General features: G+C 49.8%; 11 protein-coding genes. 7 read left to right on the top strand and 4 right to left on the bottom strand.

All coding sequences use genetic code 11. The annotated features are described in order from the left end of the window. The first annotated feature begins 118 nt into the window (after positions 1 to 118). Together ahpF and H579_RS0101345 are read left to right on the top strand one after the other, a co-directional pair. Positions 119 to 1,741, top strand: coding sequence for an alkyl hydroperoxide reductase subunit F (gene ahpF, locus H579_RS0101350; protein ID WP_028299165.1), 1,623 nt, complete (start codon positions 119 to 121; stop codon positions 1,739 to 1,741). A gap of 270 nt (positions 1,742 to 2,011) precedes the next feature. After that, positions 2,012 to 3,499 (top strand): hypothetical protein, encoded by a 1,488-nt coding sequence (locus H579_RS0101345; RefSeq protein ID WP_028299164.1) that lies wholly within the window; start codon positions 2,012 to 2,014, stop codon positions 3,497 to 3,499. 128 nt (positions 3,500 to 3,627) lie between these two features. Here the strand turns inward: H579_RS0101345 and gcvP are convergent, their stop codons facing one another. From gcvP to H579_RS0101325, 4 genes are all read right to left on the bottom strand, one after another. Then, on the bottom strand, positions 3,628 to 6,507 hold the full coding sequence (gene gcvP, locus H579_RS0101340) for an aminomethyl-transferring glycine dehydrogenase (RefSeq protein ID WP_028299163.1): 2,880 nt from the start codon (positions 6,505 to 6,507) through the stop codon (positions 3,628 to 3,630). 202 nt (positions 6,508 to 6,709) lie between these two features. After that, complete coding sequence (gene gcvH / locus H579_RS0101335) at positions 6,710 to 7,102, bottom strand: glycine cleavage system protein GcvH (RefSeq protein WP_028299162.1); 393 nt, start codon at positions 7,100 to 7,102, stop codon at positions 6,710 to 6,712. 183 nt (positions 7,103 to 7,285) lie between these two features. Beyond that, complete coding sequence (glyA, locus tag H579_RS0101330) at positions 7,286 to 8,590, bottom strand: serine hydroxymethyltransferase (protein ID WP_211224643.1); 1,305 nt, start codon at positions 8,588 to 8,590, stop codon at positions 7,286 to 7,288. A 76-nt stretch (positions 8,591 to 8,666) separates the two neighbouring features. After that, entirely contained in the window at positions 8,667 to 10,049 is a 1,383-nt protein-coding gene (locus H579_RS0101325) for an L-serine ammonia-lyase (RefSeq protein ID WP_028299160.1), read from the bottom strand. 518 nt (positions 10,050 to 10,567) lie between these two features. Between H579_RS0101325 and H579_RS0101320 the strand changes: the two genes are divergently transcribed. The 5 genes from H579_RS0101320 to H579_RS0101295 all read left to right on the top strand — a co-directional run bounded on the left by H579_RS0101320 (position 10,568) and on the right by H579_RS0101295 (position 15,710). Continuing rightward, a complete protein-coding gene (locus H579_RS0101320; RefSeq protein ID WP_028299159.1) occupies positions 10,568 to 11,200 on the top strand; it encodes a helix-turn-helix domain-containing protein in 633 nt (210 codons plus the stop codon). Between the two features lie 660 nt (positions 11,201 to 11,860). Further along, complete coding sequence (gcvT, locus tag H579_RS0101310; RefSeq protein ID WP_028299157.1) at positions 11,861 to 12,988, top strand: glycine cleavage system aminomethyltransferase GcvT; 1,128 nt, start codon at positions 11,861 to 11,863, stop codon at positions 12,986 to 12,988. A 101-nt stretch (positions 12,989 to 13,089) separates the two neighbouring features. Next, positions 13,090 to 14,055, top strand: coding sequence for a lipoyl synthase (gene lipA / locus H579_RS0101305; protein ID WP_028299156.1), 966 nt, complete (start codon positions 13,090 to 13,092; stop codon positions 14,053 to 14,055). A 3-nt stretch (positions 14,056 to 14,058) separates the two neighbouring features. Then, positions 14,059 to 14,664: a sarcosine oxidase subunit gamma family protein gene (locus H579_RS0101300; protein ID WP_028299155.1), complete on the top strand. Its 606-nt coding sequence runs from the start codon at positions 14,059 to 14,061 to the stop codon at positions 14,662 to 14,664. A 125-nt stretch (positions 14,665 to 14,789) separates the two neighbouring features. Beyond that, the gene (locus tag H579_RS0101295) at positions 14,790 to 15,710 is read left to right on the top strand and encodes a homoserine kinase (protein WP_028299154.1); all 921 of its coding nucleotides are present in this window, start codon (positions 14,790 to 14,792) and stop codon (positions 15,708 to 15,710) included. Positions 15,711 to 15,805 lie beyond the last annotated feature (95 nt).

Below are 15,805 nucleotides of genomic sequence, written 5' to 3'. Positions count from 1 at the left end.
CGGGGTGTCTGATCCCGTGACTGATCAGCATTAAACACTGGTGTGTGTTTGACCAACTATCTTGAAAACTACCGGCCGTCAGCCTCCAGTGATTCCATCAATAAACAGGAGAGTTTCCATGTTAGACAATGCAATGAAACAACAGCTGCAAACTTACCTGCAGAACCTGAAAACCCCGGTTGAGCTGATCACCGTATCCGATGACAGTGTAAAAGCGAAAGAATTAACGGCTTTGGCGGATGAGATTGCTTCTCTGTCCGACAAAGTCAGCATCGCCCAAGCCGGTGAACAACATCAGGGTGAGCGTAAACCGACTCTAATAGTTCGCTCGGTAGAAAAAGGCAGTGAGCTGCGTTTTGCCGGTATCCCGATGGGACACGAATTTACCTCTTTGGTGCTGGCGCTGCTGCACAGCGGCGGTCATCCGATGAAACTGGATGAAGAGGTAATCGAACAGGTGCGCAATCTGGACGGCGAGTACAACTTTGAGACTTATATCTCTCTGAGCTGTCAGAACTGCCCGGATGTGGTGCAGGCACTGAATATGATGGCGGTGATCAACCCGAATATTCATCACGTGATGATTGATGGTGCGCTGAATCAGGATGAGGTCAACGAACGCAACGTCATGGCAGTACCATCGGTTTACCTGAATGGTGAAAACTTCAGCCAGGGCCGTACTACTTTGTCTGAGATTCTTGCCAAACTGGATACCGGAGCATCTAAGCGTCAAGCTGAAAGCCTGAACGCCAAACAAGCCTACGATATGTTGGTCGTAGGTGCCGGTCCTGCGGGTTCTGCCGCTGCGGTGTATACCGCCCGTAAAGGTCTGCGTACCGGTCTGGTAACCAGTCGTTTTGGTGGTCAGGTTGCCGATACAGTAGGCATTGAGAACTTTATCTCAGTAAAAGCCACTGAAGGTCCACGTTTAGTGGCTCAGCTGGAAGAGCATGTGCGTGATTACGATGTGGATATCATGCAGAACCAAGCGGTTTCCGCTGTCACAGGTGCCAAACAAGTGGGTGGCCTGATTGAAGTGACACTGGAAAACGGTGCGATTCTGAAAAGCCGCAGCGTGCTGCTGGCTACCGGTGCCCGCTGGAGAGAGATGAACGTTCCGGGCGAGCAGGAATACCGTGGCAAAGGCGTGGCCTACTGCCCACACTGTGATGGTCCGCTGTTTAAAGGCAAGCGTGTCGCGGTCATTGGCGGTGGTAACTCGGGTATCGAAGCCGCGATTGATCTGGCCGGTATTGTAGAGCATGTGACTGTACTGGAGTTCAGTGATGTACTGCGCGCTGATGAAGTGCTGCAAAAGAAAGCACGCTCCATGGGTAATATCGACATCATTATGCAGGCCCAAACCACAGAAGTGGTCGGTGATGGTCAACGCGTTACAGGCCTGAATTACACCGATCGTGTCAGTGGTGAGAGCAAACAGGTTGAGCTGGCCGGTATCTTTGTTCAGATCGGTCTGGTGCCAAACACTGAGTTCCTGAAGTCAGAGGGCAACGAAGGTGTAGAACTGACACCTCGGGGTGAAATTGTGGTCGGCCGTCGTGGTGAAACCAATATTCCTGGTGTCTTTGCAGCCGGTGATGTCACCGACTCCCCATACAAGCAGATTATTATCGCTATGGGTGATGGTGCTAATGCAGCGCTGGGCGCATTTGATTATCTGATTCGTACCCCGGTTGCTGAAACTGAAATCGAAAATGTTGAAGAGGTTGAACTGGCCTGAACTCATTCACCTGATCGGCACTCCGTTAAAACCGATTAACGCTTTCTACTGGTTCTTCTCGCGAGGTCCAGTGTCTACGTCAGGTGGGACCTGAACTCCCTACCTGGCGTATTCTTTCCGAAGGGGATTTCCCCTTCGGATTTTTTATTTTCTAAATCAGCAAATTCTGATTAATTAAACCGTCAATTCATTATGCTGAAAGGGTGTTTAATGCCGATATAAATCTGGAAGCAGGATTTTTCAGAAATGGACTATACAAGGAGTGTTTTTATGGATATCTCATCCAGCCACCTATTCAATCGTTTTTTTAAAACTGGGGCCAGCACTCAGCCTAACCAATCCCAACTCTCAGCTCCTACAGGCATACGCCAGTCGATTGATGCCATCGATAATGAAACACTTGCATCCCAGTCAAGGCAACCACAAGAAAAAGATGGCACACAGTTCATCTATGCAGGTCTGGATTCCTCGGGGCACGGGCATTACTTTTCTGCAGAACGACAAGAAGCAATTGATGCTGTATTGGAGCGTCTTAGCCCTGAACAGCAACATGCAATAAGAGGAAATAGCCGTTTAAATATTGATCTGATGGAAAATGATCAGTTCACTGAATTCGCCAATAGCCTGACGGATGAGGAGTTGAATAAGGCCATAGACGCTTTCATTGGTTTAGCTACTTCAGCCGAACTCAGAATTATGTACAGAGCCGACATATTATCCCCAGCCAATGCCATGTCTGACTTTATGGATATCGTTTCTGCTGCTGAACCTGAGCTGCGCCAGCAGATACTGGACCAGGCAGTACAATATGCCAGTAAAGTTCACCCGGGAGACAGTCAGCAAACTTATACGCAAAATGGGCATACTAAGGAGATCAGGCAAACAGCTAACGATCTTGTTAATTTTGTCGGGCAATTAAAGAATCATGATAATCCTGAGCGCTTAATCAATAACCTGCAACAATTGAGTGCAACAAATCAGAGCCACCTTCTGGAAATTTATAGTTTAGATCAATCGCTGGGAGATCGAGTAAGTAGCACATTACAAAATCATAATCTCTCTGATGATGTCCAGGGCCAACTACTTGAGTTTCTGAGTTCTGTTTCGAAGGAAACAGCAGCCTGGACTAAAGGGTTTGAGCTAAGTAATAGGGCTCCAGATGATGACGCAACAGTAATTATCGATATAGATGATTTTTTCTATAAAGTGGGCTATGAAATGATGACAGATACTTTGGATCTGATAGAAAATTATAGCTTTACGGATGAGCAACTATTAAAAATGACTGCAGAGCTTAGTAGTCTGGACCGTAGTAATCAAAGAGCTTACCTGGAAATCACCACAACAGGATTCAAACGCCTGTTTGGCAATGAAAATTCTCATCCAATCGATATGTCGGAGCATGAAGAAGCCTTCGCCACAATCTCAGCACTGAGAGAAGATGAAGATACACGTAATCTGGTCTTTTTCTCACGGATGGGCGAACAAAGAATGAACGATAATGGGACAGGATCAAATTTTTACTACTTAAAAGGGCGTGATGAGTCCGCTAAGGATTTAACTGAAACGGTCGAAGCACTGGTCACTCATGCTTGGCTAAACCAGAAGAAAAATAGTAATGGTGATATCAGTGATACCCTGCAATTGGTTAAGCAACTTGGTCAGTTATCTGCAAAAGAAAGAGATGCCAGTGTGGATCGAGTCTGGGCTTTGAGCTTTGTCGATGAGCCTTTAATTAATCAAGATCACTTATCATAACAGCGTATCGGCTGACGATAAAAAAGCCCCGCTGAGGGTGCGGGGCAAATAAGAACTTCTGTACCGGGCACCTGCCTTGTGGCGTGCAGGGCCGGTAACAGAGAGTACTTGACGACAAGGGTTTGCGATTAGTCCTGGTAAGCTTCTATGCTTGGGCAGGAGCAAATAAAGTTACGGTCACCGTATACGTTGTCGACACGGTTAACCGTCGGCCAGTACTTACTGGCACGGGTGTGTGCTGTTGGGAATACCGCTTCCTCTTGTGAGTAAGGACGCTCCCAGGCGCTGGTCAGATCAACCATGGTGTGTGGCGCATTCACCAGAGGGTTGTTGTCTGCTGGCCACTCACCACTTTGAACTTTCTCAACTTCCGCACGGATCTTAATCATCGCTTCGATAAAGCGATCCAGCTCAGCCTTGGACTCAGACTCAGTCGGCTCGATCATCAGTGTACCGGCAACAGGGAAAGACATGGTCGGCGCGTGGAAACCGTAGTCCATCAGACGCTTAGCGATATCTTCTTCGCTGACACCAGACGCTTCTTTCAGCGGACGGATATCAACGATGCACTCGTGAGCCACCTTGTTGTTGCGGCCACGGTACAGGACTGGGTAGTGGTCAGCCAGTTGCTCAGTCAGGTAGTTAGCGTTCAGAATCGCCACTTCTGTTGAGTGCTTCAGACCGTCTTTACCCAGCATACGGTTGTACATCCAGGTGATCGGCAGGATCGCAGCAGAACCGTAAGGCGCAGCCGATACCGCACCGTTCTCTGGGTTCAAACCTTCAACCGGGCTTACCTTGTGGCTGGCCAGGAAAGGGGCCAGGTGTTTCTTAACACCGATAGGCCCCATACCAGGACCACCACCACCGTGTGGAATGGCGAAAGTTTTGTGCAGGTTCAGGTGAGATACGTCAGAACCCATTTGACCCGGCTTAGAGATACCGACCTGTGCGTTCATGTTCGCACCGTCCATATACACCTGACCACCAAACTTATGAATGATCTGGCAGATCTCAACGATATCTTCTTCGTAAACACCGTGAGTGGATGGGTAAGTCACCATCAGTGCTGATAGGTTGTCTGCGTGCTGTTCCGCTTTTTCAGCCAGATCAGCAACGTCAACGTTACCGTTTTCATCACACTTGGTCACAACGATTTTCATGCCCATCATCGCTGCTGTCGCCGGGTTAGTACCATGCGCAGACGATGGAATCAGACATACGTTACGGTGACCTTCACCGATGGATTCCTGATACTTACGGATCGCCAGCAGACCGGCGTACTCACCGGATGCACCAGAGTTTGGCTGCAGAGACATTTCGTCGTAACCGGTGATTTCTACCAGTTGCTCTTCCAGCTGGCTCAGCATCTTGTGGTAACCCACAGTCTGATCTGTAGGGGCAAACGGGTGGATGTTGGCAAACTCAGGCCAGGTCACAGGGATCATCTGTGCGGTAGCATTCAGTTTCATGGTGCAGGAACCCAGTGGGATCATGCCATGAACCAGAGAGTAATCTTTGTTTTCCAGTGACTTCATGTAACGCAGCATCTCTGTTTCTGAGTGGTGCGTGTTGAATACTGGGTGAGTCAGGATTGCATCTTCACGACGCATCGCCGCTTTAATACCGGTTTCTGCGCCCGCAGTGATGCTTGTGTCGATTGCAGTAACGTCCAGACCGTGGCCTTCGCCCAGAATGATGTCGAACAGTTGAGCAACATCTGCCGCAGTTGTGGTTTCGTCCAGGCTTACACCCAACTTGCCACCTTCGATCTGACGGAAGTTACAACCGTTATCCAGTGCTTTCTGGTAAACCGCTGCATCAGCAGCAAAAGTCAGGGTATCGAAGTAGGTATCGTTAGTGGCAACACCTTTCTCTTTCAGACCCAGAGCCAGAATAGCGGTCAGACGGTGAACACGCTCAGCGATACGCTTCAGACCCTCTGGACCGTGGTATACGGTGTAGAAGCTTGCCATGTTGGCCAGCAGTGCCTGTGCAGTACAGATGTTAGAGGTCGCTTTCTCACGACGGATGTGCTGCTCACGGGTCTGCATCGCCATACGCAGGGCCTGGTTACCGTTGACATCAACGGATACACCAATGATACGGCCGGGTACGGAACGCTTCAGTTTTTCACTCGCGGCGAAGAAAGCGGCGTGTGGGCCACCAAAGCCCATAGGTACACCAAAGCGCTGAGAAGAACCCAGAACAATGTCGGCACCCAGCTCGCCAGGGGATTTCAGCAGTACCAGAGACATGATGTCTGCAGCAACCGCTACCATCGCATTCTGAGCTTTCGCTTCGGTCACCACGGCAGCGATATCTGTGATATCACCGAAGGTGCCTGGGTATTGCAGCAGCACACCAAACGGGTCGTATTCGCCCAGCTTGTCAGCAGAGTCTACAACCACCTCATAACCGAAGTATTCTGCACGGGTTTTGATTACGTCCAGAGTCTGTGGGTGTACGTCGCTTGCCACGAAGAACTGATCGCTCTTCTTGCGGTTAGAGCGCTTACACAGAGTCATCGCTTCTGCAGCAGCAGTCGCTTCGTCCAACAGGGAGGCGTTTGCCAGATCCATGCCGGTCAGGTCCATCACCATCTGTTGGTAGTTCAGCAGGGCTTCCAGACGACCCTGAGAAATTTCAGGTTGGTATGGCGTGTAGGCAGTGTACCAGCCAGGATTCTCCAGAACGTTACGCAGGATCACATTCGGTACGAAGGTATTGTGGTAACCCATACCGATATAGGATTTGTTAACTGTGTTTTGGTCTGCCAGAGCTTTCAGCTCAGCCAGGGCAGCCACTTCAGTGATACCCAGATCCATGTCCAGAGCGTCGTCCAGACGAATAGAGCCCGGTACGGTTTGCTCAATCAGTTCCTGCAGGGTGCTGACACCCAGTGAGTCCAGCATCGCCTGTTGCTCTGCTGCATCCGGGCCCACGTGACGATGAGTAAATTCGTTGTGTTGTTCCAGTTCACTCAGTGCGCGCGTATCAACTGCCATTTTTTCCAACCTGTTTTAATCGGATCAGTCTCAGTGGCTGACACTGATCCTTGTTTATCTTATTCAATCCTGTCCAGGACAGGACTGGTTTCAGATTCAAGAAGAGGGGCTATCTTATTTTGAAAGCTCAGCGCCAAAAGACTTGGAATCTGAGCCCTTCATAACCGGAGGGTTTCTAACTGCAGTGCCTCCGGTAAATTAATTACTCTTCTTCAGCAACCTTAGCTTCGTATGCTTCTGCATCCAGCAGGTTTTCCAGTTCAGCGCTATCAGCCAGTTTGATTTTGGCAATCCAACCGTCTGCAAAAGGATGCTCGTTAACCGTTTCAGGGGCATCTTCCAGTGCTTCGTTTACTTCAACCACTTCACCTGATACCGGAGAGTAGATGTCAGAAGCGGCTTTTACCGATTCAACCAGTGAGAACTCTTCACCCGCTTCTACTTCACGACCCACTTCTGGCAGCTCAACGAATACTACGTCACCCAGCTGCTCCTGAGCGTGGTCAGAAATACCGACGGTTACAGTACCGTCACCATTGTCCAGAACCCACTCGTGAGAAGCTGCATATTTCAGATTGCCAGGTACGTTGCTCATATCTAAATCCTCGGTGTTAAATACATTGGATGGCAGGATGGAAAGTAGTGAGGCCAGCTGCCGCCAGTGATTATCTTCAAAACTTAGCAGTACTCAATGCGCAATAGTGCTTTTTTTTCACTATTACCGTACTGCCAACACTTTATTTGTAAAAAACGGTACTTTTAGGCTGTAAAGCATCCATTAACGGTACAGCGGGAAACGTTCGCACAGTGCTTTAACCTGTGCACGAACACGCTCTTCTGCTGCACTGTTATCTTCCGGATTCGCCGCCAGGCCATCCAGTACATCACCAATCAGATTGCCGATCAGACGAAACTCTTCTTCACCGAAACCACGGCTGGTGCCCGCAGGCGTACCCAGACGGATACCAGACGTTACCATTGGCTTTTCAGGATCAAATGGAATACCGTTTTTGTTACAGGTGATACCGGCACGCTCCAGAGATTCCTCTGTGGCGTTACCTTTCAGACCTTTAGGGCGCAGATCAACCAGCATCAGGTGCGTATCAGTACCGCCGGTGACGATATCGCAACCGCGCTCAACCAGCGTCTCAGCCAGTACTGCTGCGTTTTTAACCACCTGCTTGATGTAATCTGTGAACTCAGGCTGCAATGCTTCACCAAAAGCCACGGCTTTAGAGGCGATCACGTGCATCAGAGGGCCACCTTGCAGACCTGGGAAGACCGCAGAGTTGATCTTCTTACCCAGTTCCAGATCGTTAGACAGGATCATACCGCCACGGGGACCGCGCAGGGTTTTATGTGTCGTCGTTGTAACGATATGCGCATGTGGCAACGGGCTAGGGTGCTGACCTGTGGCAATCAGACCGGCGATGTGCGCCATATCCACCATCAAGTATGCGCCTACTTTGTCAGCGATCGCACGGAAACGAGCAAAATCGATCTGACGGGGGATTGCAGAGCCACCGGCAATAATCAGCTTTGGCTGACACTCCACTGCTTGTGCTTCAACCGCATCGTAGTCGATGCGCTGAGTCTCACGGTCAACACCGTATTGCTCCGCATTGAACCATTTACCGGATTGAGCAGGGCGTGCACCGTGAGTCAGGTGACCACCGGCATCCAGAGACATACCCAGAATAGTGTCGCCAGGCTGCAGCAGAGCCATAAAAACGGCACCGTTAGCCTGTGCACCCGAGTGAGGCTGTACGTTGACATACTCGCAGTTGAACAGTTGTTTGGCACGCTCAATCGCCAGCGCTTCCACTTCATCAACGTATTCACAACCACCGTAGTAACGACGACCTACGTAACCTTCAGCGTACTTATTTGTCAGCTCGGTTCCCTGGGCCTGCATTACCGCTTTAGAGACGATATTCTCGGAAGCGATCAGCTCGATACCGTCTTCCTGGCGGTGGAATTCACGCTCAATGGCCGCTTTGATTGCCGCATCGCTATCCGCCAGATTACTGGTAAAGAACTTTTCGCTTACTGCGTCGTTTCTGTACAGTTCACTCATGCTCATGGTGTCTATCTCTGTTTCTTATTTTAAAAAAGCTGCGGTAACATGAGGGGATGCCACCGCTGCGGTTGTGTGCCCTTTAACAAGCTACTGCATTTACAGCTAAACCTCCGGTAGAGGTTTCTTTGTATTTATCCTGCATATCCAGACCGGTCTGACGCATGGTCTCAATCACCGAATCCAGAGATACATGGTGCTGACCGTCGCCACGCAGGGCCAGACGGGCCGCGTTGATCGCTTTTACAGCACCCATGGTATTACGTTCGATACAAGGCACCTGCACCAGACCACCCACAGGGTCACAGGTCAGGCCCAGGTTATGTTCCATACCGATCTCGGCCGCGTTCTCAACCTGTTCATTGTTACCGCCCAGTACCGCACACAGTGCACCGGCAGCCATAGAGCAGGCCACGCCAATCTCACCCTGACAGCCGACTTCGGCGGCAGAGATTGAGGCATTTTGCTTGTACAGCATGCCAATGGCGGCTGCCGTTGCCAGGAAGCGTACGATGCCATCTTCGTTGGAACCCGGAACAAAACGGTCATAATAGGCCAGCACCGCAGGAATCACCCCGGCTGCACCATTGGTGGGGGCTGTTACCACACGACCACCGGCAGCGTTTTCTTCATTCACGGCAATGGCGTACAGGTTGACCCAATCCATCACCGACAGCTGATCTTTCAGCGCTTTTTCCGGCTTTTCCGTCAATTCACGGTACAGCTCGTTAGCGCGACGTCTTATCTTTAAACCACCGGGTAAGATCCCGGTTTGCTGGTAGCCACGGCGAATACAGTTATCCATCACATGCCAGATGTTCAGCACTGCTTCGTTTACTTTCTCTTCTGAGCCCAAGCGTGCTTTTTCGTTCGCCAGCACAATATCCGCAATACTCAGGTTTTCCTGACGACAAACTTTTAATAACTCAACGCCATTGTTGAATCGATAAGGTACACTGCTATCGGAGCCTGCAGCCCCTTTCTGATCCACCTCGGCATCACTCAGTACAAAACCACCGCCAATGGAATAGTAGATGCTATCCAGAGTCACTATGCCTGCAGCATCAAAGGCATAAAAGCGCATACCGTTTGGATGCTTTGGCAGGGATTCGCCAAAATTGAAGGGCAGATCACTTTTACGGTTAAAAGGAATCAGGCGCTCGCCAGCCAGATTCAACTCACCCTGCTCATCAATCTGCTGAATATATTCAGCGACTTTATCCGGGTTAACCAAGTCGGGCTGCTCACCCAACAGGCCCAGTAATATAGCGATATCGGTGGCGTGTCCTTCACCTGTCATGGCCAGAGAGCCATATAAATCGACCTTGACACGGGCAGTGCCCGTTAACAGGTCTTTTTCACGCAGCTCATCAAGAAAGCGGTTGGCCGCTACCATAGGACCAACGGTGTGAGAGCTGGATGGGCCGATGCCCACCTTGAACAGATCAAAGATGCTGAGCGCCATTGCTCTGGCCTCCGATTTTTTATTGTTTAATTACTGGGAGACATGTCGGGTTTATTGATGACCTGACTTATTTCTATTGCAAAGCACTCAAACAAAAGTTTCTCTTCACCAAAGTGCTGCATTTTGCAGCGAAATACTTTTGTTTAAGTGGGTAAAAATCACGTTGATACTTTATAAACCGATACATCATTAAGAGCAGGCTTTGAAAAACGGCCATGTATAAGTGCTTGTTTAACAGCGCCTGCACACTTAAAAACCACTGCTTTTCGTCTCAGAGACGACACCCCTATCGTGGGTCGTTTAAGACCCGAACTCTCATGAAAAGCAGTGGAGTGCACCATTAAGGCTCAGACTAGCAATAGATTTTATAATTGGCAACAAAAATTTCCTATAGGAAACTTATTTATATTTTGTTGATACAGGGACTACATTGTTTCTTTAAAAGAGACCTGTGCTTGTGTACCATTTTTGAAAATAGCATCCTGGTGCCACACCGGGAGCGAAGGAGTAGAAGTTAAATGCCTGACGAGCCACATTTCTTAAAAGAAGAAAAAGTCCAGATTAGTCGTGCTGAGGCGGATGCTGAAGCTCATGTCGAACCTCTGCAGTTAGGGCAGCGGGTACGTGAGATTCGTTTGAGTCAAAGCCTGACTCTGGAAGAAGCCAGTAAGCTGACCGGCCTTGCCCGTTCCACTCTGTCTAAAATTGAAAATGAGCAGATCTCACCGACATTTTCCGTTGTAAATAAGTTGGTCAAGGGGTTAGGGATTGATATCCCACAGCTGTTCAGCGAGCCGACTCGCGGTATGGGAGCTGTAGGTCGTCGTGATATTACCCGTAAGGGTGAAGGTACACCGCATCCTACGCCCACTTATGAACATGAACTGCTGGCGACTCAGCTGACTAAAAAGAAGATGATTCCCTATCGTACAACGGTCAGAGCCCGCTCTTTTGAAGAGTACCCTGAGTGGGTGCGCCATGATGGAGAAGAGTTTATGTATGTGGAAAGCGGCTCTGTGTTGCTCTATACCGAGTTCTATGAGCCGATTGAGCTGATGTCCGGTGACTCTGCTTATTATGATTGCGCGATGGGTCATGCACTGGTATCCACCAGTGATGACGATGCGATAGTGATCTGGGTGACGGCGTAAGCGCCGTTTCCCGCTTTTCTTTTTCTTTTCTCTTCTTTTTTCGGCCCTTTTAATCCTCGTATCTTATTATCAAATTGATTATTTAGCCTGATATTTCCCCTGAGTTAGTTTCGAAGTGAGGCTCACGCTGAATCAGCCTTTGAGTGGAACATCGTAATTACCAAATTCCCTCCCTTGGCGAACCTTTAAGTATTTATTTCTCTGAATTTCCGATCGTACACGCTTTTCCAGATATTATTTTCCTTTGAGAAACCTAAGCGCGGCCTTTATTGTTGTGGATAAGCCGGTGTTTCGGGATTTTTACAACACCCAACGATGTCACTCAATCTTAATAACCCATTGAAAATAAAGATTTTTATTATCTTTTCCATGATGCAATACGACCTGAATTGGAAAAAAATCTTGCATCAGGTTTTCTATTGGTCTAATTTGTTTCCTATTGGAAACTTGAGATCTGTACAGATCTTTACCATCGACTTGATGTTTTCATTCACAAAGGGGATATGTACTCCAGTGTTACCGGCCAGGGGTGTTTTCAGGAGGCCGGGGCTGCTTGGGTTTAGCAACGGCTGATCAGGCTAGGGTAGAACGTCTGATTCAGTATAAACAGCACGCTGAGTACATATTTTCCCAACCCATAAAAATTCAAAGAGGTTCGATATGGCTGAAACACAGGGTGCTCTGAAGAAAACGCCTTTGTTTGATCTTCACGTAGAGCTGGGCGGTAAAATGGTACCTTTTGCCGGTTATGAAATGCCTGTGCAGTACCCGCTGGGTGTTAAAAAGGAACACCTGCAAACTCGTGAAAAAGCGGGGCTGTTTGATGTTTCCCATATGGGCCAGGTAAAGCTGACCGGTGCGAATGCCGCAGCGGCTTTAGAGAAGCTGGTGCCAGTTGATATCATTGATCTGCCTGTGGGTAAACAGCGCTATGCCATGTTTACCAACGAAGAAGGCGGCATCATGGATGACCTGATGGTGACCAACTACGGTGACTGGATCTATGTGGTCGTTAATGCCGCATGTAAAGAGCAAGATGTCGCTCACATGCAGGCTAATCTGGGTGATGACGTTACACTGGAAGTGCTGGACGACCGCGCTCTGGTGGCGATTCAAGGTCCTGAAGCGGCCCAGGCCGTGGCCCGTCTGGCACCGGAAGTGAATGAAATGGTGTTTATGGATTCCCGTCAGATGCAGATCGACGGCGTCGACTGCCTGGTATCCCGTTCGGGCTACACCGGTGAAGATGGTTTTGAGATCTCTATCCCATCTGCCGACGCTGAGCGTCTGTGTCGCCTGTTCCTGGATCAATCTGAGATTGAAGCCACTGGCCTGGGTGCCCGTGACTCTCTGCGTTTAGAATCGGGTCTGTGTCTGTATGGCCACGACATCGATACGACGACGACTCCACTGGAAGGCAGCCTGATCTGGGCAATCTCCAAATGTCGTCGTGCAGACGGTGAGCGTGCGGGTGGTTTCCCAGGGGCTGAGAAAGTACTGTCTCAGATCACTAACAAAGACTGGACTCGTAAGCGTGTCGGTCTGTTGGGTGAAGGTCGTGCACCGGTACGTGAAGGTGTAGAGCTGTTTGACGAAGCCGATAACAAGATCGGTGTTGTCACCAGTGGTACTTTTGGTCCGACTGTCGGTAAGCCTGTTGCAATGGGTTATGTCGCCACTGAATTCAGTGCGCTGGAAACCGTTGTTTACGCTGAAGTACGTGGCAAAAAACTGCCAATGACCGTATCCCGCATGCCTTTCATTGAACAGCGTTACTACCGCGGCTAATCCGCCCGGATAGCTCTGCTTCCTATCTGTAAAACCGGTAAAGGTTTGTCCGACCTTTACCGGCCCTAAGCATAAAAACAATTACACCCGTGAGGTGACGTATGGAATTGATTCCTTTAACCGAGCTTAAAGGCGAATCCAAGATGGCGCGTCTGCGTCATAAGCCTGACCCAGAACGCAAACGCCTGAGAAAACCTGAGTGGATTCGAATCGATCCGCACAGTAATGGCAATGTGAATAAAGTCAAAAAGCAGCTGCGTGACCTGAATCTACACACGGTGTGTGAGGAAGCCTCCTGTCCGAATCTGGCAGAGTGTTTCAGCAAGCGTACCGCCACCTTTATGGTGATGGGCGCGATCTGTACCCGTCGTTGTCCGTTCTGTGATGTGGCCCATGGCCATCCTATGGCCCTGGACCCGGAAGAACCCCGTCATGTGGCAGAATCGATTCAAAAGATGGATCTGCGTTATGCCGTGATCACCTCGGTGGATCGTGATGATCTGCGTGACGGTGGTGCCGAGCATTTTGCTGAGGTAGTACGTGAAGCCCGTGCATTAAACCCGGAACTGACCGTAGAGATTCTGGTACCAGACTTCCGTGGCCGCCTGGAGCTCGCTCTGGAAAAGCTGGGCGAGCATCTGCCTGATGTACTGAATCACAACCTGGAAACCGTACCGTCACTGTATAAGTCTGTGCGCCCAGGGGCGGATTACCACTGGTCGCTGAATCTGTTGTATCAATTTAAGCGTCTTCATCCTGAAGTCACCACCAAATCTGGCCTGATGGTCGGTTTGGGTGAAACCAAGGAAGAGATGATTCAGGTGATGAAAGACCTGAGAGCAAACAAGGTCGATATGCTGACCATCGGTCAGTATCTGCAGCCAACCAAATACCATCTGGCAGTTGAGCGTTACGTAACGCCGGAAGAGTTTAAAGAATACGAAAAGATCGGCATGGAGCTGGGCTTCACCAATGTGGCCAGTGGTCCTATGGTGCGCTCTTCTTACCATGCGGATCTGCAAGCCAGCGGCGAGCGTGTCGGTAAAGATCTGGGCGTTGAGGTTTAAGGTATGAATATGGCAAGTACAGTACAAACCATCAATAACCGTCTGGTGCACATTAACCTGTCTCTACAGGTTGATAGTGCCGGTGACGTCGGTGCCATTATGATGCGCGAGCGCCCCTTTGTTGGTGAGCTGAATCTGGATATCGACCCGGACAATCTATCCTTTCTGATTGCGGTAGGGGATGTCACAGGTGCCGCTCAACCGCTGGCGGTAAGTCGTATCTCCTGCATCGGTCGTTTGGCTATCCTGTGGCTGGATGTCAACCGTTGGCTGGTACTGCCACCAACGGGCAGTCATCTGTCGGTGCGTCAGGCACTGACCGATACCTTTGGTCAGGATATTCGTTTTAATACCGAAGACGAGCAGATGCACGCAGAGCTGACCGAAGCTGCGGTACGTTATCTGCTGGAAAGTGAAAATACCCAGGACGGTCACAATGAAGCGGCGGATCGTCGTATGGCCAGCCATCAACGTCTGCTGGATGAAGGAGTGATTATTCAGTCACCTTGTGATCAGCAGGAGTATGACATTCTGGTACGTGATCGATGTGCTGAACACCTTTGGCAGTGGATGAGTCATCAGCAAAGTCCGCAGGTGGTTAACGCTTAACGGCCTGTGGTCAACAGTTAAACCCTAAACGTCAGATTTCACACATCAGATGTTGCTGCCAGTCATGCCTTGTGTGTGCCATGCAGAAGAAAAATAGCCGCATAGAAGATAGAAAGTAGGAAGTTATGTCGATCTATACCCTGGTCTCTCATTCCGAGCTGGAAGAGTATCTGACCCAATATGACATCGGTACTCTGGTGAGCTTCAAAGGCATTGAAGCCGGGGTGGAAAATACGAACTATTTTGTCACCACCAGTGCCGGTGAATATGTGCTGACACTGGTGGAGTCCGTGTCCGCTGAAAAGCTGCCATTTATTCTGGGGTTTGTCGCTCATCTGTCTGACTCTCAGGTGGATGTGGCGCAACCGATCGCTAATCGTGCCGGTCAGCTTTTTGGTGAACTGAATCAGCGACCAGCGGTATTTATGCGTCGTCTTTCCGGCGCACCGCTGGATATTCCGACACAAACTCAGTGCGCGGTAATTGGCCGTACCCTGGCGGCCAGTCACCAAGCCGCCGATCAGTTACCAGCGGATGCTTATCAGAATACCTATGAGTGGAGTTGCGAAGTGCGTGACCGTGTTTGGCCTAAGCTGTCTGAACATGAGCAAGCCAAGTTGCAACAGGCAGTGCAAGCTGCCGGTGAACTGCCGTGGGCGGAGTTACCCACAGGCCCGGTCCATGCCGATCTGTTCCCGGATAATGCGCTGTTTGAGGGTGATGAACTGTCCGGTTTGATCGATTTCTACCATGCTTGCTCAACGCCGTATCTGTACGATCTGGCGGTCAGTCTGAATGCCTGGTGTTATAACGAAGCTACGCAAGAGTATGATCAGGAAAAATCTGCAGCCTTGTTGGACAATTACAATAGGGTGCGCCCACTGAATGAGCTGGAACAACAATGCCTGCCTGAGATGCAGAAGGTTGCGGCACTGCGCTTCTGGTTGTCTCGTCTGCGTGACAAGCTGTTTCCAAAGGATGGTGAGTTTATCACCGTCAAAGATCCAAACGGCAAACTGCAACTGCTGGAGCGTTTAAGCGCTTAAAGCAGACTTTATACTCTTTGCACTGGGATCAAACCAAACCTGGTAAGTTGTTGTTGGAGAAGCTGAAAGACACCTTCCGGCAACCATATGGTATC

This window comes from Oceanospirillum beijerinckii DSM 7166 (assembly GCF_000422425.1).
Taxonomy (GTDB): Bacteria; Pseudomonadota; Gammaproteobacteria; order Pseudomonadales; family Halomonadaceae; genus Oceanospirillum; species Oceanospirillum beijerinckii.
This window is presented reverse-complemented; position numbering and strand designations above follow the sequence as displayed.